This is a genomic window from Halotolerantifilum yawarlongkerapense, assembly GCF_054506745.1.
Genome location: NZ_CP199719.1, coordinates 827,468 through 852,423, shown reverse-complemented (window position 1 = coordinate 852,423; position 24,956 = coordinate 827,468). Strand labels below are relative to the sequence as shown.

Sequence of the window (24,956 nt, the reverse complement as noted above, 5' to 3'; positions counted from 1 at the left end):
AATCAATGTACTATCCGAATCTGCAGGAGTTAAAGAATGAGCGTGAAGTCGCAAAAGAGAACTTAGCGATACAACTTTATGGTAAGAGAATATATGAAGGACAAACTGTTGGTGAGTACTTACTTGAATTCTTGCTAGTATTTATAGGCAGTAACAAGGGTAAAGGCGGGTTAAATATTGATTATGATCAAACAAAAAGATTTGAGTATTTCACTAACCCGAATATTGGATTAAAGAGATTTATTTTCTTTGAGAACAGTAAAAATGAGAATAGACATGAGATTGACAGAGAAGCTAGTCACGAAATCAATAGATTACTTGAAGAAAGTATTGAAACGGAGATGTATTTGACTAGCCAAGTGGCACATCGAGTAAAAGATCTATTTTACGGGTTTAGTTTGATTACTAAGCAAAGAAGTTGGTTTGCTCAATCTATGATGCCACTAAGCAAAGAGCTAGTTTTTGCTGAAGCGCAGAACAACACTAAAAGAAAAGCGATGAACTATTATGAGTATGATTCCATAAACAAAAGTGTAGATAAAGATTTTGCTTTCACCAAGCATAGTTTTCTAGGGCGAGGTGGAGAGGTATACTATCTTCACTTGTTGCAAGGGTTACAGCAACATGAAGATTATAATCAAGCCCAAGTAATTGCTGAGGAAATTGAAAAGGGGATAAATGATTTACTGAATTCCTTTCCTCAATTTAAAATTTTATCCACTTTTATTCTGAGTTTATGGAGTAGACACTTAAACGAGAACATGGATCATAACGGATATGACTCAGTTGAGGAATACCATAGGCAGAAAATGGAATGTCATTGGATTAAGGCGAACTATTCTAAAGTAGCTCCATATACGTTGAAGGAAATAAGAAATATTTTGCGTACAGACATTAATCCACTTGAAAAACTCGAATTACTAAACACAGGAATCATTTTGCAGATATTTAGACTTATGGTAAGAGAAGCATATTTTGTCACTATAGGAGAGGATGAAAGCAGTCCGATTTGGTTGATACAAGTACCTGCTATTAGTAAAGTAAACCACAAAGTCAAAATGATGGCAGTTAAGTATTATAGTGAAATTGAGAATTATATGACCAATGCATTATCAGTGCAACTAGAGCATAAGAAAAAAGCTGAAGGGAATAATGATCAAGTGGAATATGATCGTAATGATGACATTAAGAGCTTAAAGAATGCTTATACAAACTCTCATAAATTATTAAGGAAACTAGGGAAAGAGATCGGTCTCATAGTTCCAATTACTGGTCGTAATATGAGAATGTCCCTAAATGATGATATAATGCGTTTTTTTGTACTGGCATTAATTGAGCCTGGGACATCGATTACTTTAGATAGTTTCCTTAGTACACTATATGAGCATTATGGCATTGTCATACGTGAGGAAGAATACTCTAGGCATTATCGGGGGGTACACACTGAAGAGGTCTATGCACCGTCACTGATTAAGAACCTAGAAGAATTTGTTATTCAGTTGCGAAACAATGGTTACTTAAGAGAGCTATCAGATGCTACAGCAATTGTTTATAATCCATATGGCAAGGAGGATTTTGTAGTATGAGATATGTCGATGAGATAGTAAGTCAAATTGAAAAGCAATTAGACCATATGGAGGACTATGCACTAATCAAGTTAGAGAATTTTCAGAGTCCTGGTTTGTACTTTGATTTGTGTAAAAAAGTTGAAGAATTGCTTAAAGATTCTCAGGTAAACCTTATTGCAAAGTTATCTCGCGAGAAATATTTGGAGTGGAAAAAAGACCTGAGTTTTCACCGTGACATTGAGTTGTTAAATGAGAATGGTTATGTGGAAGTAGATGGATCGTTAACGAAGTGGAGAAACGAAAATTTTCTTTCAATAGAAAATGAAAAAACTTTCGTTCTGTTGATGGGAACTGAACTCGTAGTAGATACTGGAGGCTTGGCAGATTTCTATACAATCTCTCCGGATACTATAGAACGATCTATTGGTGACGAGTACTCAAAGTTTTTTCATAACATGAAAAGTGATGCAATAAATAATATATATAAGAATCTTTTTTACTACGTAGAGAAAGATTTATTTAAGCTTGATAAGTTTGCTCAAGAAAATTCTGATTTGGATCAAGAAGTAATGATCAAGAGTTGTATTTTGGAGAGTCTGGATGAAGCTTGGGGGTTCCCTAGTTTTCGAATGATCGAGCCAAGAGTACTAACTAACATGTCAAAAAGGATTGGGGTATTTAACAAAGCACACAAGTTTAACAGAAGAATTGGGATGGATAATCTGCCCAGTGCGAAGAAAATCTTTAATCTATCAAAAAAGATTGACCAATATTATGAGAAATATAGACTTGATGTTGATAGCGAGTTTGAGTTAGTATTTCCAGGATACACCACTTATTCCGAAGTTAAGAATGACTTGATTGACTATTATAGTGGCATAGACATTGACGCAAAGCGAGAAAAGTTGATTAGATGTGATTTCGCTACTCTAGATAAAATCATAGGAATGAAGGTTGGGAAGACACAAAAATCAAAGAATCGAGATATCAAAGTATATGGGAATCCAATAAACGCAATACATTTGTCGTTCATCAAGCAAGTAATGGCTTTAAGGAATGTAGGCGAGGAAGATTTTTCCTCTTCTAGAATCGAAATAGAACAGATTAAACTTGCGAATGTTATTGATGATGAAGACTCGAATCAAGATGGTTTAGTGAAAAAGTGGAATAAAGTAAGACGTTTCATTAAAGGTATTGATACAATACTTCAGGCTTCTATTAGGAATAATTTCAATGAAGAGTTTAATGTATTTCTTATTTCTACGTCAATCGATGATGTGGTGTTTGATCCATTTGATAATAATAATGTTCAGAATTTAGTGAAATCTGGGATATTGAAAGCCGCTGCTTTTAGAGACAGTGTTTCAAAAATCACATTTTCAATCGAGATTTTCCAAGATGATTCAGTTATCAGCTCAGAGAGATATGTCTGGTATATTTTTGATAAAGACGCATGGGTGAGTGCTTTTGATATTATTGATGATTCTCCTAAACTGGTGGATAAGAAAATTGATGAGATTTCTCATTATTTACCTATTGGAGTATGTGAGGATCTTGAATCTGCCACTGAGGCAAACAATGATGATGAGTTTTTTGAAGTTTACGATAGGGCAGAAATTGATTATCTGTTTTGTAATGTAAATGCTATTGACGGTGATACACTCGATACAAAAGCGTACCACTATGGAAAAAGTTTCATTAAACTCTTAAGAAATGTAGAAGAAAAGGGCTTTTTGGGGATAATGCAAAGTGATATCCCGCGAGAGTATTTTAAGCATTTTAGAGAGTATACTGAGATAATGCTAGATAGTGTAAAGAATTCTTCATTAGAAACTAAAGTATATAGATTTAGTAAAGCTATGACAATCGTATCAAAAGAAAAACATCTAGATAAAAAAGGTGCTCAGATTACAATGATTCCTGCATATCATCCTGTAATGTTAGAGAAAATGATTCAAAGGTATTTGTATTTGTGTATTGGCATCGACGAGATTTTAAACACAGATTTTCCGAATGCAGAAATTTCCAATAATTTCATTGATAAGAAGTATGCTATGTTAGATCAACTCGCAACAATTACCTCTGCTACAGCTACTACGATAAATGAAATGAACCGCTTTGAAGGGACCATGAAATCATATGGTTATACCACTTTATTTGGAAAAGCAAAAGGGGATGTCAATTTTAACACTTCTTTCACGAAAGAGGATGATGAGTTAGAAAGTGTTTCTGGCAAGCTGATTTCAACACCAGTCTCAAATTATATAAGAAAAACGATACGAAACTACTTATCAATCTATCCATATAAACAAGATGGATTAATTATAATGTTTTTCAATCCGAAGAACTTTAGTGATATCATTGCAGCTTTAAAAGGTATTGTTGATGATTATAAGGGAAAAAATGAAGAGATTCGAATAGAAATTGTAATTTATACGACAGATTACAGATGCAAAGTGTATAATTATGTAAAATCATGGATTGATAGTAACATCACAGAAGATGATTTGGTTGATTTATTAGTAAGAATACAATATGTTGATTATTCAAGTGGGAACTCAAAACATGTAATTGATGATGCAATCCAAGATAGCGACATTACTTTTATGTTCGAGATTATGGAAGATGTTGAACTCAAAGAAGTCCCAATAGAAGTAGATAGAAGCATGGAAATGATGTTTCCTAGTACTTATTTACCTATTCCAAAGAATGATCAGACTAGGCGATTTCTTTCAATTAGTCAGCTTCAGTTTGAATGTGAGGATAAATATACTCAACTTATCACCACAATTAAGAGTCCTCATATCAAGAGGAAAAGTTACCAGATTCAGACTGAGAGTAAGCTTAGGGAAGAGTTTATCGAAATAATTAAGATCCTACATGAAAAATCTAATTGGGTAGTGATATTGGATGAGAATGTTGACCCGTCGTTGATTAAGTTTACAGGGAATGAAATAATCGGATATTCAACAGGTGAAGGATATTTTGGTGAGCTGAATGCTACAATTTCTTCTTCCGATGCAATTCTCACAGATATCAGACGGCATTTAGTGAAGCGAATGAAAAAAGAATTTAGCACTTGGGATAACGCAGAGATAAAGAAAGCTGCAAACAAATGTATTGATTATGCTAATAAACTGGATGGTGCCGAAGTACTGAAGGCAATTAATCCCAATGATGAAGCAATAAAAGATTACTTAGCTTTTTATTTGTCGACAAAAATTGAGCTTGATACAGCTAATCAGTCAAGCCATTATTATCGCAAATTACTAAGTCTGGATTTATATGATCAAATCTTTGGTGAAGAGCTTGATTATGGAAATGATCAAATGAGACCAGATTTTCTACTGATTGAAGTTCCACGTGAAAGCAATAGCTTATCAGATAACTCTTTACTAAGAGTCAATATTAAAATTATTGAGTGTAAAATGGGTAGTAACACCTATATGGGTACAGCAATTGATAAAGCAAAAAAGCAAGTTTATTCAGGATTTTCAAAACTAGAGAATCTGTGGGATAAGCCCAAAGGAGTTAAGAGAAGATATTGGCATAATCAATTGTATAAGATTCTAACCTTACAGAACTCAATTAATTTAAATGATGAAGAGCTTGATCAATACACTAAGAAGGTAATGGGTATCTTTGGTGACTTCTACAGTGTTCAGTTTGCAAATTGCATTTACTCATTTAACTTAGAGAAAACAAACAACTTTGAACTAGATATTATTCATAATGGTATCAAGATAAAACACTTCAATATTGGCTCGATTACTACAAGAAATCTCCTATTAGATACCTTGGATAATTCTGATTATGAATTTATTTCCTCTATGCATAACGATAATTCTAAGAAAGATCTTGCTGTAGTCGAGCCAAATATGATCTCAGCAGAAAACATTAATCCTTACGGAGAAACAAGTGGACTTGTTGGGGAGCTTGTTACTAAAAACATCGTTGAAACTACAACACTGAATGAATCATCGAAAGTAAAAAAAGAAGTCGAAAGGAATCCGGTACATCTAGATGAAAATGACATTACACAATCTTTAATTGCAAAAAGAAACTATAGTTCATCGGATAGGATGATTCATTTTGAAGAGTTCAGAAATATCTTTCATGGTCACAATGTCTCTTTTACTGAAGATGAGGAAATGGATTTGAAGTCTAAGCTCGATCGTTTAGACAAAGAGTTAAAAGATCGAAAAACAAAAATCTACATCAATGGGTTTGTATTTGGCCCCGACATAATACGCATCGAGTTAGATCTAGCAACAGGAGTTAACATTAATCAACTTAAGAAATATGATAATGATATGAAGTATTGGCTAAGCATAAATGAAAAGCCATTTATCTATATCAAAGATGGGAAAATTGTTATGGATATCATTAGAGACAATAGGCAAACAATCGGACTAAAAAACATGCTGGATGAAGTAATTGAATCTAGAGTAATAAATGATTGGGACAAGAAGTTTTATGCATTATTAGGTGCGGATATATTGGGAAATCCGCTCTTAATTGACTTTAGTGACTCAAACACACCTCATCTATTGATCGCGGGGCAAACTGGGAGTGGTAAAAGTGTGCTGCTAAATAGTATGTTGCTTTCAGTAATGATGATTTATACACCTGATGAAGTAGAGATGATTTTAGTCGATCCAAAATTTATTGAGTTAAGCACATTTAGTGAGAGCCCTTATACTAAGACTGTGATTACAGAAGCTGAACAGGCTGTTAAAGAGCTTGAGAGATTAGTATCTGTGATGAATGAACGTTACATCTCTTTTATGGAGTCAAAGTCGAAGAATTTGTCGTCATATAACAAGAAGACAAAAGGCAAAAAAATGAAAAGAATATTGATGGTATTTGACGAATATGCAGCGTTAATGGAGGAGAATAAGGATTTAGCGAAACGTCTTGAGAGTGCAATAAAAATTCTGTCTCAAAAGGCTAGAGCAGCAGGAATCCACTTGATCATATGCACACAATCTCCAAGAGCGGACATTATTACAACAATAATTCGTAATAATATGACTGCTAGAGTAGGTTTAAGAGTTTCGGATTCTCATGCTTCGAGCTTGATTCTAGACTCTTCAGGAGCTGAGACTTTATTGGGTAAGGGTGACATGTTATTGAAAACAGCTTCGTCTTCTGAGTTCTTAAGAGCAAAATCTCCATTTGTAACAGAAGAAGAAATTGAAGCTTTTATTGAAGTGAGCCAGGAAGTGTATAATGCTAAGCAATAGTATTAACTTCCACCAGACTTTCTACCCCAATTTTGATTATGTAGGAAAAATATTGAGTATTGCTAACAGTGGAAAAATGCTAAGCGTTGATGAAATATCTAGAATGACTGGGATTCCTACGGGAATCTCATCAGGAAAGGTTGTTCCACATATCAAATACTCAGAATATATGAATTTGTTGAAATACGAAGTTCATAGTGGAAAGTTCATCTTAAAACTAACTGATTTTGGACAACTTGTACATGTTGAAGATCCTTTTTTCTCAGAGAAGATAAGCAGACTTATTTGCCATGTGTTTTTAACTTCTCCACAAGTAGGATCAAGCCTATGGTGCTTTATTAATAGAATATTACAACATCGCTATGGACAAGTGATAAGTAAAGATGTAATTGAACATGATATCTACCAATACTATAGAAACACAACAAAACTATCAGCATATAATTCTACTTACGTAAATGATAATTCTTTAGGAAATCTCTGCTTGATTGATGTTATTTCAGATTGTATAAGATTTTATAGCTTTCATTATGAAGATGAATTCTTCTATGGAATTCTGTACAGCTTATTTATTGAGTTGAAATCACTAGATGTTAACAGAAGTGAGTACTCTTCAGTTGAGATTTTTGAAGATCTAAAATGGCATTTGGCGTTAAACTGGAGTGAGAAGAGAGCTTTAGAGTTTCTTGAAGAAGCATCAGAACGAGAATGGATCAATATTAACCGTCAACTAAATCCAATAACGATAGTCTTTAAAAGAAGTATCGTTGAGTTGCTAGCACAAGTGTATTCTGAATTAATCTAAGGGGTGTAGATATGCCTAAATTATCAGAGCTAATCAGAATTAGAGATGATGTTGTTTTTGGGGGAGCTGTTCAAGTAGATTGGTTTTATCAAGAGAAAGCGGAAGTCATAGCTGAGAATTTCATATTTCACGGACCAGAATTTTTTGGTGTTACAGAAGAAGATATTGAGTTTTCGGATCACATGTTAATGGATACATGCACATATGTGAAACATATTTCGGAGAAGTTGTATAGTGATAATGGCAACCCCATCATGCTTACAATTGCTGGGTATGGAACTGGTAAATCGCATTTAGCAGTCACGATAGGCAAATTGTTCGAGAATCGAGATAAAAATATTGTAGAAAGAGTTATGAGTAATTTAAGAAGTGCGGATGCATCCTTATCGAGCGTAATTGAGTCAAATAACGATAGGAAGAACTTGGTGCTTGTGCTAAATGGAATGAAAGATTTCAATTTGAATATTGAGATCATGGAAACTGCAAAAAAAGTTTTAGCTTCATATGGTTATAGTGAAGATTTCTTCTCAGACATCACAAAAGCATATACTATTGCAAAAATTTTTATTGAAAGAAACTATGTATTGCACGAAGAGCAGTTTTTGAAAGAGTTTGAGGAAGATTTGATACCTAATGATAGCTTGCATGAGTTTATCTCAAGTAATATCTTTAGAGATGACGTTTTTAATCGCGTCAACAATGTGTATGAGAAGATTAATGGAACAAGAATACGTTGGGATGAAGGGATAACTGCTAGTGAAGTAATAGGTAAGCTTAATGAAAGACTATGTGGCGACAATGGTGAGTTCAATAAAATTCTAATTCTGTTTGATGAATTTGGGAGATATATTGAGTTTGCTGCAGATAGACCAGAATTAGCTGGTGATTCAGCCTTACAGCAGATTTTTGAGACGATACAAGATGGAAACAATAATATTATTTTTGTCGCCTTTGTGCAATCTGATTTAAAAACTTATATGGCACGAGTGAACAAGTCTTCAAGTATTGCTAGGTATGTAGGTAGGTATGAATCTGGTGAGAAACTATATTTATCAAGCAACTTAGAGACAATATTTGCAAATCTAGTTAAAGAAAAAGATAAACAAATGTACAATGACTATATCCTTGATAACTTGCAATCATCGGAGAATACTAGAAAGTATAGCGAATTATTTAAAGATATTAAAAATTGGTCAATGTATGCGAGTACTAAAGGCGTATGGAAAGAGAAGAAGAAATTTTTTGGAGTACTTGTACACGGTATCTATCCAATGAATCCGCTATCTGTCTTATTGCTAACTAGTTTATCAGATTGGTATCAGCAACGATCTGCTTTAAATTTCTTTATGGACTCAATAAAAAAAATTGGAGATAAAAGTATTGAAAAGCTGGCTGTTTTACCAGAGATATTTGCAACTGATATTATTGAAGGAGAGTTATTCACAGAATTATTGTTGGCAGAAAAGGAAGGCAGGCAACGCAGCGAAAACTGCATCATGTTTGAAAGGATTCTCACCAAACATGGGGAAAAATTTAATGATAAACAAAGAAGAACACTATCGTCAATTCTGGTGTTTAAGCTCCTGAGATTAAGCGTAAACTCCAAGGAAGAGTTGCTAAGAGCATTATCATCGCTGTCTGGTAGTGGTATTCAAACAATTGTAGATAGTCTCGGAATTCTAGAGAATAGTGTTGGAGTAATTGTCTATGATGAGAACAGAAATGTATATGACTTTGTTGAGGATGCTACGGGTGAAAATGATTTTCGAGCACTCTTTAGTAGAGTTCGGAATCGATTAGACTATATTACCATGGAGTCATTGATAACCGGAGAAGTTAAGAAAAAATTAGGATTATTATCGGACATGCAAACGGATTTCGGAAAAATTAATAGCATAAGGACAAATGAGTGGACATACAAGCAAGAGTTTCGAACAACTGAAGAACTAGACAGAAGTTACTTTAAATCTTTAATTGAAGATATTAAAAACAGTACTCAAGTAACTTCTGCTCGGGGAGTTTTTATTAATGTATACCTATCTGATGAGAACTCATATACAGATGTTGTAGATTTGTATAATGAGTATAAAATTGATAAGTATCCAGTAGTTATGTGGTTGTTAGATGATAATGATGGGATGCTATACAAAACGTTACTAAATGAGAAGATTGTCAGTAAGTTTACGAAAGAGGAAACGATGAAGTTCCGTAGATTCATTGATAGATTCTTAGACAGTAATGATATTGATATGAAACAAACGTTCAAAGCATTACAAGCAAAAAGAGAGTTAATTGCATCTGAAGGTATTACAAAAACAGATAAACGAATGAAAATACTTTTGAACGAAAGATTCAAGGTGCTATATCCAGACATAATTCCATTTCCCTTTGAGGGTTTTACAAATAAGCAATTATCTATACCAAAGAAAAATCTGAGCTTGATTGCAAAAAGTATGATTGCAGATGCAATTGACTATTCTTGGATTCAACTTCAGGATAAGAAGATGAGAAATATTGTTTCAAGCGTTTTTGTTAATCCTATTGTGGGTTGGGGTGTTCTTAATAAGAATTATGAGATGCAGTATCCTTCTAATCGGAACTTGAACAAATTATTTTCTGAGTTAGATAAACACTTCTACTCAGATGCAAAAATACTTTTGAGCACTATTTATCGTAAATGTGTTTCCGCGCCTATAGGGTTAAATGATTATTCGTTTGCACTGCTTCTTTCTGTATATCTAAGACTGAAAGGAGTTGAAGCAAAAATTCTTTACAAAGAACAAGTTATCAAGAACTCAGAATGGAGTAACATTTTTTATAAAGATAAGTTTATAGACCTAAAAGTGTTAGAATATTCAAATATAATCAAGGTCAATATCGAGGGATATTTAAAGAAATACCAAGTTCTATGCAATGAAATTGAGAATGAAACTAACCTCTCTAGGTTCTCTGCATTGAAACAAAAGTTGGAGACACTAGAACTAGAAAATGACCCGCCCGAATCCTTATTTGAAAAGGTTCAGGCTTCACACATGCGACTTGATATTGGCCTCAATCAGTTAAAGGGTTTTCAAAACAAAATTGTTAGTATTCAAGGAGATTTCTATAAAGGAACCACAGATGGTTTGGATTTTAAGTACTTACTAACAGCAATGGTAAAAGGAAAAGAGTTAGTCGAAGCGGAAGAACACGACACCGGAAGTTTTGCTATTCCAAGTGATGAGATTGCCAAGATCGAAGAATTATTTGATAAGGGAAAGAAAATAATTGAAGACAAGTATATGAACTACATTAAGCAACAAAAGTGTATGTCTGTATCAAATGTGGGGCCATATAGAAAATGGCTAGAGAGGATAGCAAGCAATCTTAGAAAACTTGGTTACGATAAATATGCGGTAGAAACTCTTGAGTATATGGAAGAAACGACTGGGGATTTAAAAAGAATTAGAAGAGTACAAGAAGCTGTAGAGAAATGTGATACATTTCTTAAGGTAACAAGGCCAACTAAATATTCTACTCAAGAAGAACTGTTAAACTATCAGAATGAAGGTAATCAATTACTAGAATTGATTGAGCAGAATAAGATTATGGATGCTCGAACGAAAAAGAATTATCAGAGTGACTTAAGGGCTACTTTGGAACAGATTGAGAGTCATCTTGAGAGTATCACTGGACAGATTACTCAAATATATGACAGAGCGTTTACTATTAAGAGTTTTAATGATGTCAAGGAAGTTAGAGAGTTAATCAATGATCTACTTGAAAGAGGAATCCGACATGATGAAAAAGAGTATATAACAAGCATTGGACGTGCTCTAACCACATGCATTTACGATATTAATGAGATTAACGCTAATAATTCTTTAGCTCATAGGATTGCTAGAGTTGATGAACTGAAGTTAAAGTATGAACAGTATTCAGAAGATGTTGATTTAGTGGACATGTTTGAAAACTATAAGTTAGAGATTGAGAAAGAGATTAACAAAGAGAATGAGTTCTGGATGGAAACACGAAAACTGAGTACTGATGAGATACTGAGTAATTGGAATGCCCAGGAATGTCAATCGTATTTGATGAGTACGGAATCTCTGCCCGATTTTTTGCTTGAGAAAAATGTAGAGATTATTAATTCGTATCGAGATAGAGTTATGATAAGAATGAAAGACCTGAGAGTAGAATCAGTCATCGAGTTGTTTAAAGCTTTAGATAAATATGAGAAAGTTGAGTGTATTGAGCTATTAAAGAGCTATATTAACAATTAAATAAGTTCAGATGGTCTTAATATTACTACGGGGACAGGCCCTATTGATGAAAAACCTTTCGAGAGAATCTCTGTAGTGCAGAAAAATGAGTACATGGACCACAGGGATAGGCACTCACTAAGGGGACAGGTACTAATGAAGAATAAACTTTTGGAGAGAATCTCTGTTGTTCAGTGAAATGAGTACATGTAGCTGCTGAAGTTTTGAGTCTCTTCCACAAAACAACCTGTCCCTCACGCGGAAGAAAGTGAAGAAACCCTACTGGTCTGAGTGGTCCTCAATCCGTTTTCTGTGGATTTCATACCGATAATGATGGATTTGATAGCGTCTAGGTGGTACTCTGGCCGATATCAGTATTTAAAAAGTGAATCAGTGAGCAAAGGAGGGTGGTCGATGAGAATCTATATAACACCTACATTTCTAGAGAGTTTGGGACCGCTTTCGAGGAAGGACCGTAAGAGTATCCAGGATACCCTAGAGAAACTTGCGGAAGACCATCGGAGCAAATCCCTCCATATGCACGTTTTATCAGGCGAAGGCTGTGATGAGACCTTTCGAACGGTACGCTCATCACTGGATCTGAGGATTGTGTTATCCCATCAGAGTGATCATCTGGTACTTCTGCATGCTGATCATCATGATGATGCCTATGCATGGGCCCGGGGGAAGCGTTTAGAAATTGCATCTCACGGTGCCCTTTTTCTCTATGATCAGGTCAAGGTCGAGGAGCGGGTAGCTGTAGCCCAGGAGAGCCAGATGGCGGAGTATCAGCCACCGGGGCTACTCGAACTGAAGGGGGTGATGGTAAAGGATCTCGAGAAGCTAGGTATACCAGAGAGCCATGCAGGCCTTCTCTGCGGAATATGCGATGATACAGAGTTCATGGCATTTATCGAGATCTACCCTGAGGAGATCGCCGAGGTCTTGATCGATCTAGCGACCGGGTCGTTGGATGTCACTGGCGCTTATGCGAAACTCCATGAGGAGGAGACGCAAGCGGTGGAGACCATCGACCATCCCCAAGCCAGGAGGCGCTTCGCCCCACTTGTACCCGGTACGATCTCGAGAGCACTGTTAGAAGGAGACTTTGAAGGCTGGCAGCTATTCCTCCACCCGGACCAACGGGCACTGGTGGAGAAAACGCACAGTGGCCCGATCTTGGTAGAAGGTGGTCCGGGCACCGGAAAGACCGTGGTTGCCCTCCACCGTGCTGTTCACTTGGCGAAGACCTACCCAGATGACCAGGTGGTTCTCTGTAGCTTCAGCATCAAGCTTGCACGACAGATGGAAGAAAAAATCAAAAGGTTATGCGATGATGGTCAAGTAGCGGATCGCATAGTAGTGCTCAGCGCTGATGAGGTGATCCGTGGTGCACTGAAAGATGAGAGTGACCAAGTGGTACCCACGGTATCATTAAAACGCGTCCAGGAGATCTTTGTTGAAGGCGCCAAGGTCTGTGGACTGTCGCTAGCATTATCGAAAGCCAAGGATGAGTACCGGGTGATGGTGCAGCAGCGGGGTTACTCTAAGGAAGTGGATTATCTGACCGCCGATCGAAGCAGGCGCGGATTCCGTCTCTCGCTACGGCAGCGAAAAGAGCTCTGGCATCTCTTCAAGTGGGTCAACAAAGAAAAAAAGCGACTGCATGTGGCCGACTGGGATGATCTGGCGGCCTTGCTAGTTACCTCCGGTGTAGAGGCATGCTTTTCTCACATGATCATTGACGAGGCACAGGATTTGTCCCCCGTTAGATTGAGGGCCCTAGCTCGACTTGTGAAAGAAGGTCCCGATAACCTAATGATCTTGGCCGACCAGAACCAAAGGATCTTCCAGATGAAAAGTTGGAAGCAGGAGACCGGGATTCCCGTGGTGGGACGAACGGTTCACCTCGGTTTAAACTATCGAACCACCAAGGAAATCCATGCCTTTGCCTACGGATACTTTGGAAACTCAGATAAGGAGAGGTTGAGCCATAACGGCTACAAGAGTATCCTTACGGGACCAGAACCGAGGGTCGTGCCTTTTGAGACATACAAAGAGCAAATGGATACCTTCGTTGCTGAGATCCGTACACTCCAAGAGGAGGGTGTTCCTCTGCACGAGATCGCACTGATCACATCAGAGTATAAGAGCCATGTACTGGGTGTCCTGTACTACCATGGTATACCTTACACAGATCTCGTGGATGATGTGTACCCGAAGCCCAACGACACGCTTAACGTCGTGACCATAGAAGGAGCAAAGGGTCTAGAATTCCGACATGTCTTTATCACAGACTCGCAGAGCGCTGGGTATTATCTCAAAGGGCCTGAGAGTCAAGTAGACCATCAGATCGCCTGTCGAAAATACGTGGCAGTCACGCGAGCCACACTGCGGGGACAGGCACTTTTGAAGAAGAAACTTTATGGCCAGTCCACTGTACTTCAGTGAAATAAACGGGTGTGGAGATTCGATAAATGAGTTTCTTCCACTAAGGAACCTGTCCCCAAGAAGGAAGAAAGTGAAGAAACTCTGAGAACCATGTGGCCTTCAGTCCGTTTTTTGTGAGTCCGTGTCCGATAATGGTGGATTTGCCAGCGACAAGGTGGTCCTCAGAGTGGAATCAGTATATGAAAAGTGAACGTGTTGTTCAAGAGAGGGTGGTCGATGAGAATCTACATAACGCCTACATTTCTAGAGAGCTTGGAGTCGCTTTCAAGGAAGGATAGCAAGAGTATCCAGGATACCCTGGAGAAACTCGCGGAAGATCATCGGAACAAATCCCTCCATATGCACGTTTTATCAGGCGAAGGCTGTGATGAGACCTTTCGAACGGTACGCTCATCACTGGACCTGAGGATTGTGTTATCACATCAGAGTGATCATCTGATATTACTGCATGCTGATCACCATGATGATGCCTATGCATGGGCCCGGGGGAAGCGTTTAGAAATTGCATCTCACGGTGCCCTTTTTCTCTATGATCAGGTCAAGGTCGAGGAGCGGGTAGCTGTAGCCCAGGAGAGCCAGATGGCGGAGTATCAGCCACCGGGGCTACTCGAACTGAAGGGGGTGATGGTGAAGGATCTCGAAAAGCTAGGTATAACAGAGAGCCATGCAGACCTTCTCTGCGGAATATGCGATGATACAGAGTTCATGGCATTTATCGAGATCTACCCTGAGGAGATCGCCGAGGTCTTGATCGATCTAGCGACCGGGTCGTTGGATGTCACTGGCGCTTATGCGAAACTCCATGAGGAGGAGACGCAAGCGGTGGAGGCCATCCATCACGGGGACAGGCACTTTTGTTGAAGAAACATTTCGAGAGGATCTATGTAGTTCAGTAAAATGAGTACATGTAGCAATTGATGTTATGAGTTTCATCCTCGGAACAACCTGTCCCTCTCGCGGAAGAAAGTGAAGAAACTTGACCAGAATCAGAGTTAGTAGAGGCATTTGGTACTAAGTCTTTGAGTTTATGGCAAAGTAGAAGAGCGACGAGTGGCAAAACTAGCGAGCAAGGCATGGTCAATCAGAGAGAATTATAACACCTCTCGCGGTATACCGCGAAGTAGGCTTATGATAATGGGGTGTACTGAATATGGAAATATCAATCGTTAAGGGCAGCATAAATCATATGGATGATTGCCAAGATGCCTTGGTCAATTCAGAACTGGGGAAGAGATATTTTTCGGAAAAGGGAAAAGCCCGAAGAGCATTGGAAAAAGGGTTTCGTGACAACGATCTGTATGTTGCAGTCGATAGTCATAACAACTGTAAGGGATTTGTTTGGGTGATCGTCAATGGAATCTTTCACTCGTCTCCCTACGTACATATGCTTGCTGTCAAAAGTGAGAGTCGTGGCCAGGGGATCGGAAAAAGGCTCATGAGGTTTGTTGAGGATGTCTATTTTGAAGAGTACTCAAAACTATTTTTAGTGGTATCGGATTTTAATCCGGATGCAAAGAGATTGTACAAGAAAATTGGGTATTCAGAAATTGGTGACATCCCTAACTTGTATAGAAATGGTATAACGGAATGCTTGATGATGAAGGCAAAAGCGTAATGACCCGTAGGTTTTATACTGCTTATCTAGTGGGCCTTCAGTTCGTCATGGTGAGTCGCCTACAATGGCGGTGGATTCGTTAGCGACAAGTGGTGCTCTGACCACCTGAGTGAGGCTCAAGGATTCGCAATCAAACCAGAGAAGCTGCAATAGGTATTATTAGTTACGAGTAGGTCGCATGAACTTAAGAATAATCGGGGTACCCTCTAATGTAGGGATGCTCAATAAAGGAACAGAGTTAGGTTCATCGTCCTTTAGAAATGGTGGTTTGCTAGAGACACTGCAAAAGAACCATGAAGTGATGGATTTAGATGACGTACAGATCGATAACGAGAGCTACCGCCATAATTACGGTCCCATTCGGAATTAGCCCGCACCTTTACTCATGTGGGATGAAGTGGCTAAGGTAGATGAACTGTTTAAAGCCTCCAAGTTTACCATCGTGATCGGCGGTGGTTGTAGTATTCTCGCGTGGATCTTTCGAAACATTTACGGGGTTTTTGGAAAGCAGGCGGAGTTGCTATCAATAGATCATCATATCGACATGAAGGTACCCCTATGTGTTAGGATAGTTGTACCAGCTGCTTGAATAAAGTAAAGTGGTAATAACCAAGATCCCCCGAGGAGGAAATTCAATGGCTAGGTACGACAAAGAGTTCAAATACAAGGTTAAAAGAATGATGATGCCCCCGTCCAACAAGAGCGTTGCCAGCATTTCAAAAGAAACTGGAATCTCCGAGAACACCCTTTACAAGTGGAAGCGAGAAGCCAAGAAGGAAGGGTTCGTAGTCACCGATGGAGAAACCAACAGCGAGAAATGGAGTTCGGAAGATAAGTTTCAAATCGTCCTTGAAACAGCGTCGTTAAACGAATCGGAGCTCAGCGCCTACTGCCGAGAGAAAGGGCTCTATGTTGAGCAGATCGAGGCTTGGAAGAACGCCTGCATGACGGCTAACGGTGGACTAGCAGACGAGGCAGCGCGCCTGAGCAAAGAGCTGAGAGATCGGGATAAGGAATACAAGCAGGTAAAGAAAGAACTGGCTAGAAAGGAATCTGCACTGGCTGAAACAGCTGCACTACTGGTGCTCAGAAAAAAGATGCATGCGATCTGGGGGGAAAACGAGGAAGAATGATCAGCACCCCTGATCGCAGAAAAGCAATCTCGCTGATTGACGAAGCAGTTGAAGCAGGAGCTCGTTTAAAAATGGCCTGCCGCATGATGGGGGTTACGAAGAAAACCTATAAGCGATGGACTGATCAGCGGACACCTCTCGATGATCAAAGGCCGGAAGCGGATCGCCCTACACCCGCTAATAAGCTGACGGAAGAGGAAGAAGAAAAGATTATAGCAATCATGAATAGCGATGAGTTCAAGAGTTCTTCCCCTCACTACGCTATCCCGACCTTGTTAGACCGCGGTACTTACATCGCTTCGGAGTCCACATACTATAGAGTACTCAAAAAGCATAAGCAGCAGAATCACCGAGGCAGGTCCAAGAAACCCGAAAGTAAGCCGCTGGCAACGCATTCAGCCAATGGTCCCAATCAGGTATGGATGTGGGATATCAGCTGGCTCCCCGGGCCGGTGAAAGGACTGTTCTTCTACCTCTATCTGGTCACCGACTTATTCAGTCGAAAGATCGTCGCTTGGGAAGTCCACTTAGAAGAGTCTTCTGAGCATGCAGCCCGAATGATTCGTCGTGCATCGCTAAAGGAGAACTTGGCTCTAAATCGAAAGCCCCTGGTTCTTCACAGCGATAACGGAAGCCCGATGAAAGGTGCTGCTCTACTAGATACACTCCAGCGACTCGGAATCGTTCCGTCACGTAGCCGCCCTAGGGTCAGCAATGATAACGCTTATGCAGAAGCGGTTTTCAGAACGATCAAGTATCGGCCGAACTATCCGTTCAAAGGATTTGCAACACTCAGCGACGCACGCACATGGTGTAAAGATTTAGTGACCTGGTACAACCACACGCATAAGCACAGTGGCATCAAATATCTGACACCGCACCAACGCCATGAGGGCTTAGGAAAAGAGATCTTGGCAAAACGAGATGCCATTTACATAGCCGCTAAAGCTGCTCATCCCGAGAGATGGTCAGGCAGTACTAGGAACTGGTCTATTGAAGATACGGTTTATCTGAATCCGGTTAACCAGACTGAACTTGATGATAGCACGGAGAACTCGAGCGCAGGGTAGCATACTAGAACCGAATGTAAATATATTGAAAAGATGCAAGCGCACTCTTAGACTACTTGTAGTATCACAATCGATAATCTGGACAACTAACTTGACATCTACCGGTACCCTCTCCAGAACAATGTGTGGGTGCGACGGCTTATACTTTGTATTTCCTTACTCATGAAAACCAGTGGGTAAGTCCATTCGAAGGTTTTACCAATGAGAAAGTGACCGCCATGGGATTTGACCCCGAAACCTTGGATGAAAGTTATTCGGTTGAGGGTGTCAAGAAGTATGAAAAATCAATGGTAGTAGCTGACCCTGAAAAGGTTGCGAAAGAGTTCCTATCCAATCTATCAGAGGAAGCCAGGGTTCTCATACACCTGGATCTTGACGTGATCAGTGAGTCAGAGCTTTCTAGCGTATACATGCCAAGCCCCAAGGGTCTTCGTATGGAGACGATCACCAGGTTATTAAAGCCTATTTGCCACGATAAGAGAATAGCTGGTATAGTCATCACAGAATTCTCGCCAAAGGCTTCTGCTTCGAAAGAAGTAGAAAAGGTCATCGAGATGTTAAGGCAAATCATTATTACCCCATGAATCTAGGACAGGCACTAATTGTGTTTGGCAACAAGAAGTACAATTCTCGGCAATAAAGAATACAATCCTCATTGCCAGACGTTTTGGCATGAGTATTTCGATTCCAGAAGGCCACCAACACGGTAAAACAGGGCCACCTTCACGCTCAATTAAGGCCATTATCACGAACGTGAAGGCCACCCCTCTATGTGCTAGGATAGTAGTACTAGTCGGTTGAGTGAAGTAAAGTGGTAATAATCAAAATTATCTCCAGAATCGCAATATACACGCTCAATAAAGAATCATTTTTGGCAGAGAGGATCTCTTCGACTTCTCTGCTCTTTCTCATAGATTTGTTTTGTTGTAATAGATTACGAATAGGTACATTGATTTTATTTTGCCAAATCGAATCATATGTGAGGAAGTGGTTTCAATTTGCTATAGTGTAATAATGAGGTGACGATATGATTATCAGAGAATCATATTTACTCCGTAGCGGAGGGAAATCTTAGCCAAATGAGGTAGGGATAAACCTAAATACGCAACACCAAAGGAGCGATCGAGTTTGACGGAAAAGATGATTCGGGACTATATTGTGGCACTGACCAATCTCTACGGTATTGTCCCCAAGGAAAAAGTTGTCGAAATCTACAATCAGCAGAATGAGGATAAGATTGCTTATGCTGATCTAGGTGCCGTATCCACGGAAGACCTCGAAAAGGGATTCGTGTACGTCTATCCAGACCATTTCGTTAACGAATCCATTGATGAGTTTGGCGAGTTCGACATCTACATGGCAAAGAAAGCAGGCAAACCCTACTATGTTCCAAAGAAGCAGGAGCTACTAAAATACGTGGATCAACTCTATATTAAAGAGAACAAGGCATATCGAAAGCTCATCGCCTATATGAAAAAACACATTTTTGAAGACGAGGAGAAGGCCGTGGCTGTTTGTGAGGATCTCTACTTGGATTGTCGATACGATTTCTCGATTCAGTGGGTCATGGCAGAGTTCAATCGTAGGAAGATCAGCTTCAATGACGAAGACCAAATGAACGAGGTTCTGCAGCTGGTCATGGAGCTCGCGAACAACGTGAGGATTTGGGAGAACAACGGGCACACTCCACAGGAGATGTTTGATCTGTTAGATAGACCGCATACTATACCCATACCGGATCAATACATTGCAGTTAAGAAAGAAAAAATCGGTCCAAACGCTCCCTGTCCCTGTGGGAGTGGTAAGAAGTATAAGAAATGCTGTATGAGGAAAGACGATCGCGACGCTTAGGGTCTCCGCTTATAAGCATGGTCGGAAACAATTAGAACATGGGGTGCTCATGATGCATAGGTAGTGCCAAAATCTGATCAATGAAGGTGGGGAAAGCAGGACCGGGAAGGTGTGAAGCTATGATGGATCAGTTTGGAATCATGGTGAAATAAAGAAAGATAATGCCTTTGAGGGTTGGTTCTGCAAGGTGGATGATCGGGAAAGCGGGTTGATGATCTCGGTGATCTGGGGCTACTCCACCCCCGTCGACAGTAAACACGCCTTTTTGCAGTAACAGGATAATCTGGACCACGGCACGGCTTATGTCTCTTATCCCATCGAGGCACTGGCCTATGAGGCAAATCCCTTCACCTTGCGGATTGGTAAGAACAATCTGTCAGAAGAGGACATGACCTTCGATTTTTCGGTGGAAGGCATTGTTGTTAGAGGGAGTCTTCGCTTCGGCAATTTCTCACCCATCGACCAATCGCTCCTCAAGCCTAGTTGTATATTACGATTCCGGAAGGCCATTAACACGGTGAAACAGGGCCACCTTCACGCTCATTTAGGCCACTAACACGAACGTGAAGGCCACACCTGCCATGGATTATAAACTGCAGCTCGATTTTTCTTTGGAGTTCAGCCCGTGCCTTTCGCGCATAGATACATTCCCATCAATCATCACTTCATGAGCATTATGGATAATACGATCAATGATGGCTTCAGAAATTGGGCCATCATTACTGGGGCTAATCCTCTCGTACCACGGGGACAGGCACTATTGACGAAGAAACTTTTTGATAGAATCTCTGTAGTTCAGTAAAATGAAAGCATGTAGAAGCTGATGGTATGAGTTTCTTCCGCAGAATAACCTGTCCCTATCGCTGAAGAAAGTGAAGAAAGCCTAGTAATCTGAGTGGTCTTCAGTGAGTATTTCGGCTTGAAAGCCCACCCATTCCGTTTAACATTCCCCCACCAGTTTGGTTAAGAGTTTCCACCAGACCACAGGGACAGGCACTTTTGAAGAAGAAACTTTATGGCCAGTCCACTGTGAACACTGCGGGGACAGGCACTTTTGAAGAAGAAACTTTATGGCCAGTCCACTGTACTTCAGTGAAATAAACGGGTGTGGAGATTCGATAAATGAGTTTCTTCCACTAAGGAACCTGTCCCCAAGAAGGAAGAAAGTGAAGAAACTCTGAGAACCATGTGGCCTTCAGTCCGTTTTTTGTGAGTCCGTGTCCGATAATGGTGGATTTGCCAGCGACAAGGAGTTACTCTGGCCGATATCAGTATTTAAAAAGTGAATCAGTGAGCAAAGGAGAGTGGTCGATGAGAATCTATATAACACCTACATTTCTAGAGAGTTTGGGACCGCTTTCGAGGAAGGACCGTAAGAGTATCCAGGATACCCTAGAGAAACTTGCGGAAGACCATCGGAGCAAATCCCTCCATATGCACGTTTTATCAGGCGAAGGCTGTGATGAGACCTTTCGAACGGTACGCTCATCACTGGATCTGAGGATTGTGTTATCACATCAGAGTGATCATCTGATATTACTGCATGCTGATCACCATGATGATGCCTATGCATGGGCCCGGGGGAAGCGTTTAGAAATTGAATCTCACGGTGCCCTTTTTCTCTATGATCAGGTCAAGGTCGAGGAGCGGGTAGCTGTAGCCCAGGAGAGCCAGATGGCGGAGTATCAGCCACCGGGGCTACTCGAACTGAAGGGGGTGATGGTGAAGGATCTCGAGAAGCTAGGTATACCAGAGAGCCATGCAGACCTTCTCTGCGGAATATGCGATGATACAGAGTTCATGGCATTTATCGAGATCTACCCTGAGGAGATCGCCGAGGTCTTGATCGATCTAGCGACCGGGTCGTTGGATGTCACTGGCGCTTATGCGAAACTCCATGAGGAGGAGACGCAAGCGGTGGAGGCCATCGACCATCCCCAAGCCAGGAGGCGCTTCGCCCCACTTGTACCCGGTACGATCTCGAGAGCACTGTTAGAAGGAGACTTTGAAGGCTGGCGCTATTCCTCCACCCGGACCAACGGGCACTGGTGGAGAAAACGCACAGTGGCCCGATCTTGGTAGAAGGTGGTCCGGGCACCGGAAAGACCGTGGTTGCCCTCCACAGGGCTGTCCACTTGGCCAGGATCTACCCAGAGGATCAGGTGGTTCTGTGCAGTTTCAGCATCAAGCTTGCACGACAGATGGAAGAAAAAATCAAAAGGTTATGCGATGGTGAGATAGCGGATCGTATAGTAGTGCTCAGTGCTGATGAAGTGATTCGCGGCGCACTGAAAAAATACTGTAATCAAGTGGTGCCCACAGTATCATTAAAACGTGTCCAGGAAATCTTTGTTGAGGGTGCCAAGGTCTGTGGACTGTCGCTAGCATTATCGAAAGCCAAGGATGAGTACCGGGTGATGGTGCAGCAGCGGGGTTACTCTAAGGAAGTAGATTATCTGACCGCCGATCGAAGCAGGCGCGGATTCCGTCTCTCGCTACGGCAGCGAAAAGAGCTCTGGCATCTCTTCAAGTGGGTCAACAAAGAAAAAAAGCGACTGCATGTGGCCGACTGGGATGATCTGGCGGCCTTGCTAGTTATCTCCGGTGTAGAGGCATGCTTTTCTCACATGATCATTGACGAGGCACAGGACTTGACCCCCGTCAGATTGAGGGCTTTGGGGCAACTTGTGGAGGAAGGCCCCGATAACCTGATGATCTTGGCCGACCAAAACCAAAGGATCTTCCAGATGAAAAGTTGGAAGCAGGAGACCGGGATTCCCGTGGTGGGACGAACGGTTCACCTCGGGTTGAACTATCGAACCACCAAGGAAATCCATGCCTTTGCCTACGGATACTTTGGAAACTCAGATAAGGAGAGGTTGAGCCATAACGGCTACAAGAGTATCCTTACGGGACCAGAACCGAGGGTCGTGCCTTTTGAGACATACAAAGAGCAAATGGATACCTTCGTTGCTGAGATCCGTACACTCCAAGAGGAGGGTATTCCTCTGCACGAGATCGCACTGATCACATCAGAGTATAAGAGCCATGTACTGGGTGTCCTGTACTACCATGGTATACCTTACACAGATCTTGTGGATGATGTGTACCCGAAGCCCAACGACACGCTTAACGTCGTGACCATAGAAGGAGCAAAGGGTCTAGAATTCCGACATGTCTTCATCACAGACTCGCAGAACGCTGGATATTATCTCAAAGGGCCTGAGAGCCGAGTAGCCCATCAGATCGCCTGTCGGAAGTATGTCGCTGTGACACGGGCTAGAGAGGGTGTGGTTGTGGGAATTGTGAGGGACGTCCAGTAGTTGAATGAAAAGCAAAAGACGGAATGAATTTGCGCCCAAAATTAACAGAATATTCAGACTAAGAGCGGAGTGGACGATGAAAGAGACCAGCTTCCTTAGTGATGTTGAGTGTTCACTTCGTAATCTGTTGAAGCTTTACTTATCTGCAAAGGCGGTTCCTAAGATCTGAACGCAAGTCGCGAAAATTACACAGTATGAAGTGAGGGCGCTTAATTAAAATTGGAAGGAGCGAGTTTATGGGCAATGATAGAGATGGAAAACATAGTATGGATCGATTAAAGAAACTGATTAGGCATAAGTCTGCATACAGGGTAGTTCTCATCATTATTGTCATCCTTGTTGCCTTCGGTGGTTACTCGTACGTAAATGGATTGAGACCCCAGAAGGAAATCGTCACGGTATCATTTTTGAACAAGATTATCAACATAAGTGATTTGAACACTTATCAGGCTGTCTACAATGGTGTAGCTGAAGTGATGAACGAAGAAAATGAGAGCGAAATCGATTTTTATGTATCCTATGAAGCGAAAGTGAATGCTGGATTTGATTTTGAGAAGGTAGGAATTGTCAATGATATCGAGGCCAAGAGAATGATCATTACGATGCCCGGGATTGTAATTGGTGACATTCATGTAGATATCGGATCACTAGATTACATTTACTTGAATAAGGTCTCTGATGATGACATGATCACAAAACTTGCGTACAAAGCGTGCCTAGAGGATGTAGAGAGAGAAAGTAAAAATGAAGAGCAAATTCTCGAATTGGCGGAACAAAATGCTGTAAACATAGTTGAAGCTCTAATCAGCCCTTTTGTTCAGCAGTACGATCCTGAGTATGAGATTGTAATCAGAGGTGAACGATGATGAATAAGAAGAAGTTGTTCTTATTAGTTAGTTTATCGTTAATCGTCTTGGTGATAAGTTCTTGTGCACTATTGGGCGCACAACCGATAGAGATGAGTCCGCAAGTCTCTCAAATGAGAACGATCAGTGAGTTGGCCGTAATGGATTGCTACTATCACAATGTTGCTAAGTTCAAAGAGGAAGACGCTGAAGGGTTCTGGCTGTGGAAAAAGGACAAGCATTTTTGGATAGAATATAGCGGAATAGTCGAGATCGGCATAGACGCATCTCTTCTAGATATTGTAGTGAAAGACGATACAGTGACCATCACAATGCCCGAAGCTAGGGTACTGAGAACAGAAGTGGATGAAGTGGCTCTGAATGAGGCGAACCTAATCAAAGACAAGGACTCTGCAGACATCACAGGAGTTGATGAATCTCAAGCATTTGCAGAAGCTGAGGAAAGAATGGTTCAATCAGCTCAAGAAGATCTGGCCTTGTTAGCGAGCGCGCAACAACGTGCTCAAAAGTTGCTGGAGGAATATGTGATGAACATTGGAGCGGCTACTGGTAAAGCGTATTCTATTGAATGGCATTTTGTTTCATCAAATCAGAATTCAAATGAGAACTGATTATGGTAACATCTACAGTGTTTACTCTTTAGGGTTACGTATGGCCGAACTATTATAAAGTGTACCCTATCGATTACCTAGAAAGGATTGGTCTCTGAGCTGGTCGTTTGTTGGCATGATTAAATTCTAAACCGATGATAATCCCGAATTTAGAACTTCCTTGCTTGACGGGTGAG

16 protein-coding genes are annotated in these 24,956 nt (G+C 40.6%); all 16 read left to right on the top strand.

Going from position 1 to position 24,956, the window contains the following annotated elements; all coding sequences use genetic code 11:
* Positions 1–5 precede the first annotated feature (5 nt).
* The gene (locus ACULM0_RS04100; protein WP_463679195.1) at positions 6–1,586 is read left to right on the top strand and encodes a hypothetical protein; all 1,581 of its coding nucleotides are present in this window, start codon (positions 6–8) and stop codon (positions 1,584–1,586) included.
* Positions 1,583–6,814, top strand: a complete 5,232-nt coding sequence (locus tag ACULM0_RS04095) for a DNA translocase FtsK (RefSeq protein ID WP_463679194.1) — start codon at positions 1,583–1,585, stop codon at positions 6,812–6,814. The genes ACULM0_RS04100 and ACULM0_RS04095 overlap by 4 nt, the downstream gene beginning before the upstream one ends.
* Complete coding sequence (locus ACULM0_RS04090) at positions 6,801–7,619, top strand: hypothetical protein (RefSeq protein ID WP_463679193.1); 819 nt, start codon at positions 6,801–6,803, stop codon at positions 7,617–7,619. The genes ACULM0_RS04095 and ACULM0_RS04090 overlap by 14 nt, the downstream gene beginning before the upstream one ends.
* 11 nt (positions 7,620–7,630) lie before the next feature.
* On the top strand, positions 7,631–11,881 hold the full coding sequence (locus ACULM0_RS04085) for a hypothetical protein (protein ID WP_463679192.1): 4,251 nt from the start codon (positions 7,631–7,633) through the stop codon (positions 11,879–11,881).
* Between the two features lie 393 nt (positions 11,882–12,274).
* Positions 12,275–14,311, top strand: coding sequence for a UvrD-helicase domain-containing protein (locus ACULM0_RS04080; protein ID WP_463679191.1), 2,037 nt, complete (start codon positions 12,275–12,277; stop codon positions 14,309–14,311).
* Between the two features lie 216 nt (positions 14,312–14,527).
* Positions 14,528–15,172, top strand: a complete 645-nt coding sequence (locus ACULM0_RS04075; protein ID WP_463679190.1) for a type II toxin-antitoxin system RelE family toxin — start codon at positions 14,528–14,530, stop codon at positions 15,170–15,172.
* Between the two features lie 289 nt (positions 15,173–15,461).
* Positions 15,462–15,926, top strand: coding sequence for a GNAT family N-acetyltransferase (locus ACULM0_RS04070; RefSeq protein ID WP_463679189.1), 465 nt, complete (start codon positions 15,462–15,464; stop codon positions 15,924–15,926).
* Positions 15,927–16,311: 385 nt separating this feature from the next.
* Positions 16,312–16,515 (top strand): arginase family protein, encoded by a 204-nt coding sequence (locus tag ACULM0_RS04065; protein WP_463679188.1) that lies wholly within the window; start codon positions 16,312–16,314, stop codon positions 16,513–16,515.
* 46 nt (positions 16,516–16,561) lie between these two features.
* A complete protein-coding gene (locus ACULM0_RS04060) occupies positions 16,562–17,059 on the top strand; it encodes a transposase (protein ID WP_463677604.1) in 498 nt (165 codons plus the stop codon).
* On the top strand, positions 17,056–18,129 hold the full coding sequence (locus ACULM0_RS04055; RefSeq protein ID WP_463678224.1) for an IS3 family transposase: 1,074 nt from the start codon (positions 17,056–17,058) through the stop codon (positions 18,127–18,129). Before ACULM0_RS04060 ends, ACULM0_RS04055 begins: the two co-directional genes overlap by 4 nt.
* Before the next feature lie 218 nt (positions 18,130–18,347).
* Positions 18,348–18,713, top strand: a complete 366-nt coding sequence (locus ACULM0_RS04050) for an arginase family protein (RefSeq protein ID WP_463679187.1) — start codon at positions 18,348–18,350, stop codon at positions 18,711–18,713.
* A 544-nt stretch (positions 18,714–19,257) separates the two neighbouring features.
* Entirely contained in the window at positions 19,258–19,980 is a 723-nt protein-coding gene (locus tag ACULM0_RS04045) for an SEC-C metal-binding domain-containing protein (RefSeq protein ID WP_463679186.1), read from the top strand.
* Between the two features lie 1,311 nt (positions 19,981–21,291).
* On the top strand, positions 21,292–22,062 hold the full coding sequence (locus tag ACULM0_RS04040) for a type II toxin-antitoxin system RelE family toxin (RefSeq protein WP_463679185.1): 771 nt from the start codon (positions 21,292–21,294) through the stop codon (positions 22,060–22,062).
* Complete coding sequence (locus tag ACULM0_RS04035; RefSeq protein WP_463679184.1) at positions 22,029–23,303, top strand: UvrD-helicase domain-containing protein; 1,275 nt, start codon at positions 22,029–22,031, stop codon at positions 23,301–23,303. Before ACULM0_RS04040 ends, ACULM0_RS04035 begins: the two co-directional genes overlap by 34 nt.
* Positions 23,304–23,539: 236 nt before the next feature.
* Positions 23,540–24,169 (top strand): DUF4230 domain-containing protein, encoded by a 630-nt coding sequence (locus tag ACULM0_RS04030; RefSeq protein WP_463679183.1) that lies wholly within the window; start codon positions 23,540–23,542, stop codon positions 24,167–24,169.
* On the top strand, positions 24,169–24,780 hold the full coding sequence (locus ACULM0_RS04025; RefSeq protein ID WP_463679182.1) for a DUF4230 domain-containing protein: 612 nt from the start codon (positions 24,169–24,171) through the stop codon (positions 24,778–24,780). Before ACULM0_RS04030 ends, ACULM0_RS04025 begins: the two co-directional genes overlap by 1 nt.
* The last annotated feature ends 176 nt before the right edge of the window (positions 24,781–24,956 follow it).

What these genes read in the sequence shown, in the direction of transcription:
- ACULM0_RS04100 (WP_463679195.1), top strand. Translation starts at nt 6, where the DNA reads ATGTACTATCCGAATCTGCAGGAGTTAAAGAATGAGCGTGAAGTCGCA.
- ACULM0_RS04095 (WP_463679194.1), top strand. Translation starts at nt 1,583, where the DNA reads ATGAGATATGTCGATGAGATAGTAAGTCAAATTGAAAAGCAATTAGAC.
- ACULM0_RS04090 (WP_463679193.1), top strand. Translation starts at nt 6,801, where the DNA reads ATGCTAAGCAATAGTATTAACTTCCACCAGACTTTCTACCCCAATTTT.
- ACULM0_RS04085 (WP_463679192.1), top strand. Translation starts at nt 7,631, where the DNA reads ATGCCTAAATTATCAGAGCTAATCAGAATTAGAGATGATGTTGTTTTT.
- ACULM0_RS04080 (WP_463679191.1), top strand. Translation starts at nt 12,275, where the DNA reads ATGAGAATCTATATAACACCTACATTTCTAGAGAGTTTGGGACCGCTT.
- ACULM0_RS04075 (WP_463679190.1), top strand. Translation starts at nt 14,528, where the DNA reads ATGAGAATCTACATAACGCCTACATTTCTAGAGAGCTTGGAGTCGCTT.
- ACULM0_RS04070 (WP_463679189.1), top strand. Translation starts at nt 15,462, where the DNA reads ATGGAAATATCAATCGTTAAGGGCAGCATAAATCATATGGATGATTGC.
- ACULM0_RS04065 (WP_463679188.1), top strand. Translation starts at nt 16,312, where the DNA reads ATGTGGGATGAAGTGGCTAAGGTAGATGAACTGTTTAAAGCCTCCAAG.
- ACULM0_RS04060 (WP_463677604.1), top strand. Translation starts at nt 16,562, where the DNA reads ATGGCTAGGTACGACAAAGAGTTCAAATACAAGGTTAAAAGAATGATG.
- ACULM0_RS04055 (WP_463678224.1), top strand. Translation starts at nt 17,056, where the DNA reads ATGATCAGCACCCCTGATCGCAGAAAAGCAATCTCGCTGATTGACGAA.
- ACULM0_RS04050 (WP_463679187.1), top strand. Translation starts at nt 18,348, where the DNA reads ATGGGATTTGACCCCGAAACCTTGGATGAAAGTTATTCGGTTGAGGGT.
- ACULM0_RS04040 (WP_463679185.1), top strand. Translation starts at nt 21,292, where the DNA reads ATGAGAATCTATATAACACCTACATTTCTAGAGAGTTTGGGACCGCTT.
- ACULM0_RS04030 (WP_463679183.1), top strand. Translation starts at nt 23,540, where the DNA reads ATGGGCAATGATAGAGATGGAAAACATAGTATGGATCGATTAAAGAAA.
- ACULM0_RS04025 (WP_463679182.1), top strand. Translation starts at nt 24,169, where the DNA reads ATGAATAAGAAGAAGTTGTTCTTATTAGTTAGTTTATCGTTAATCGTC.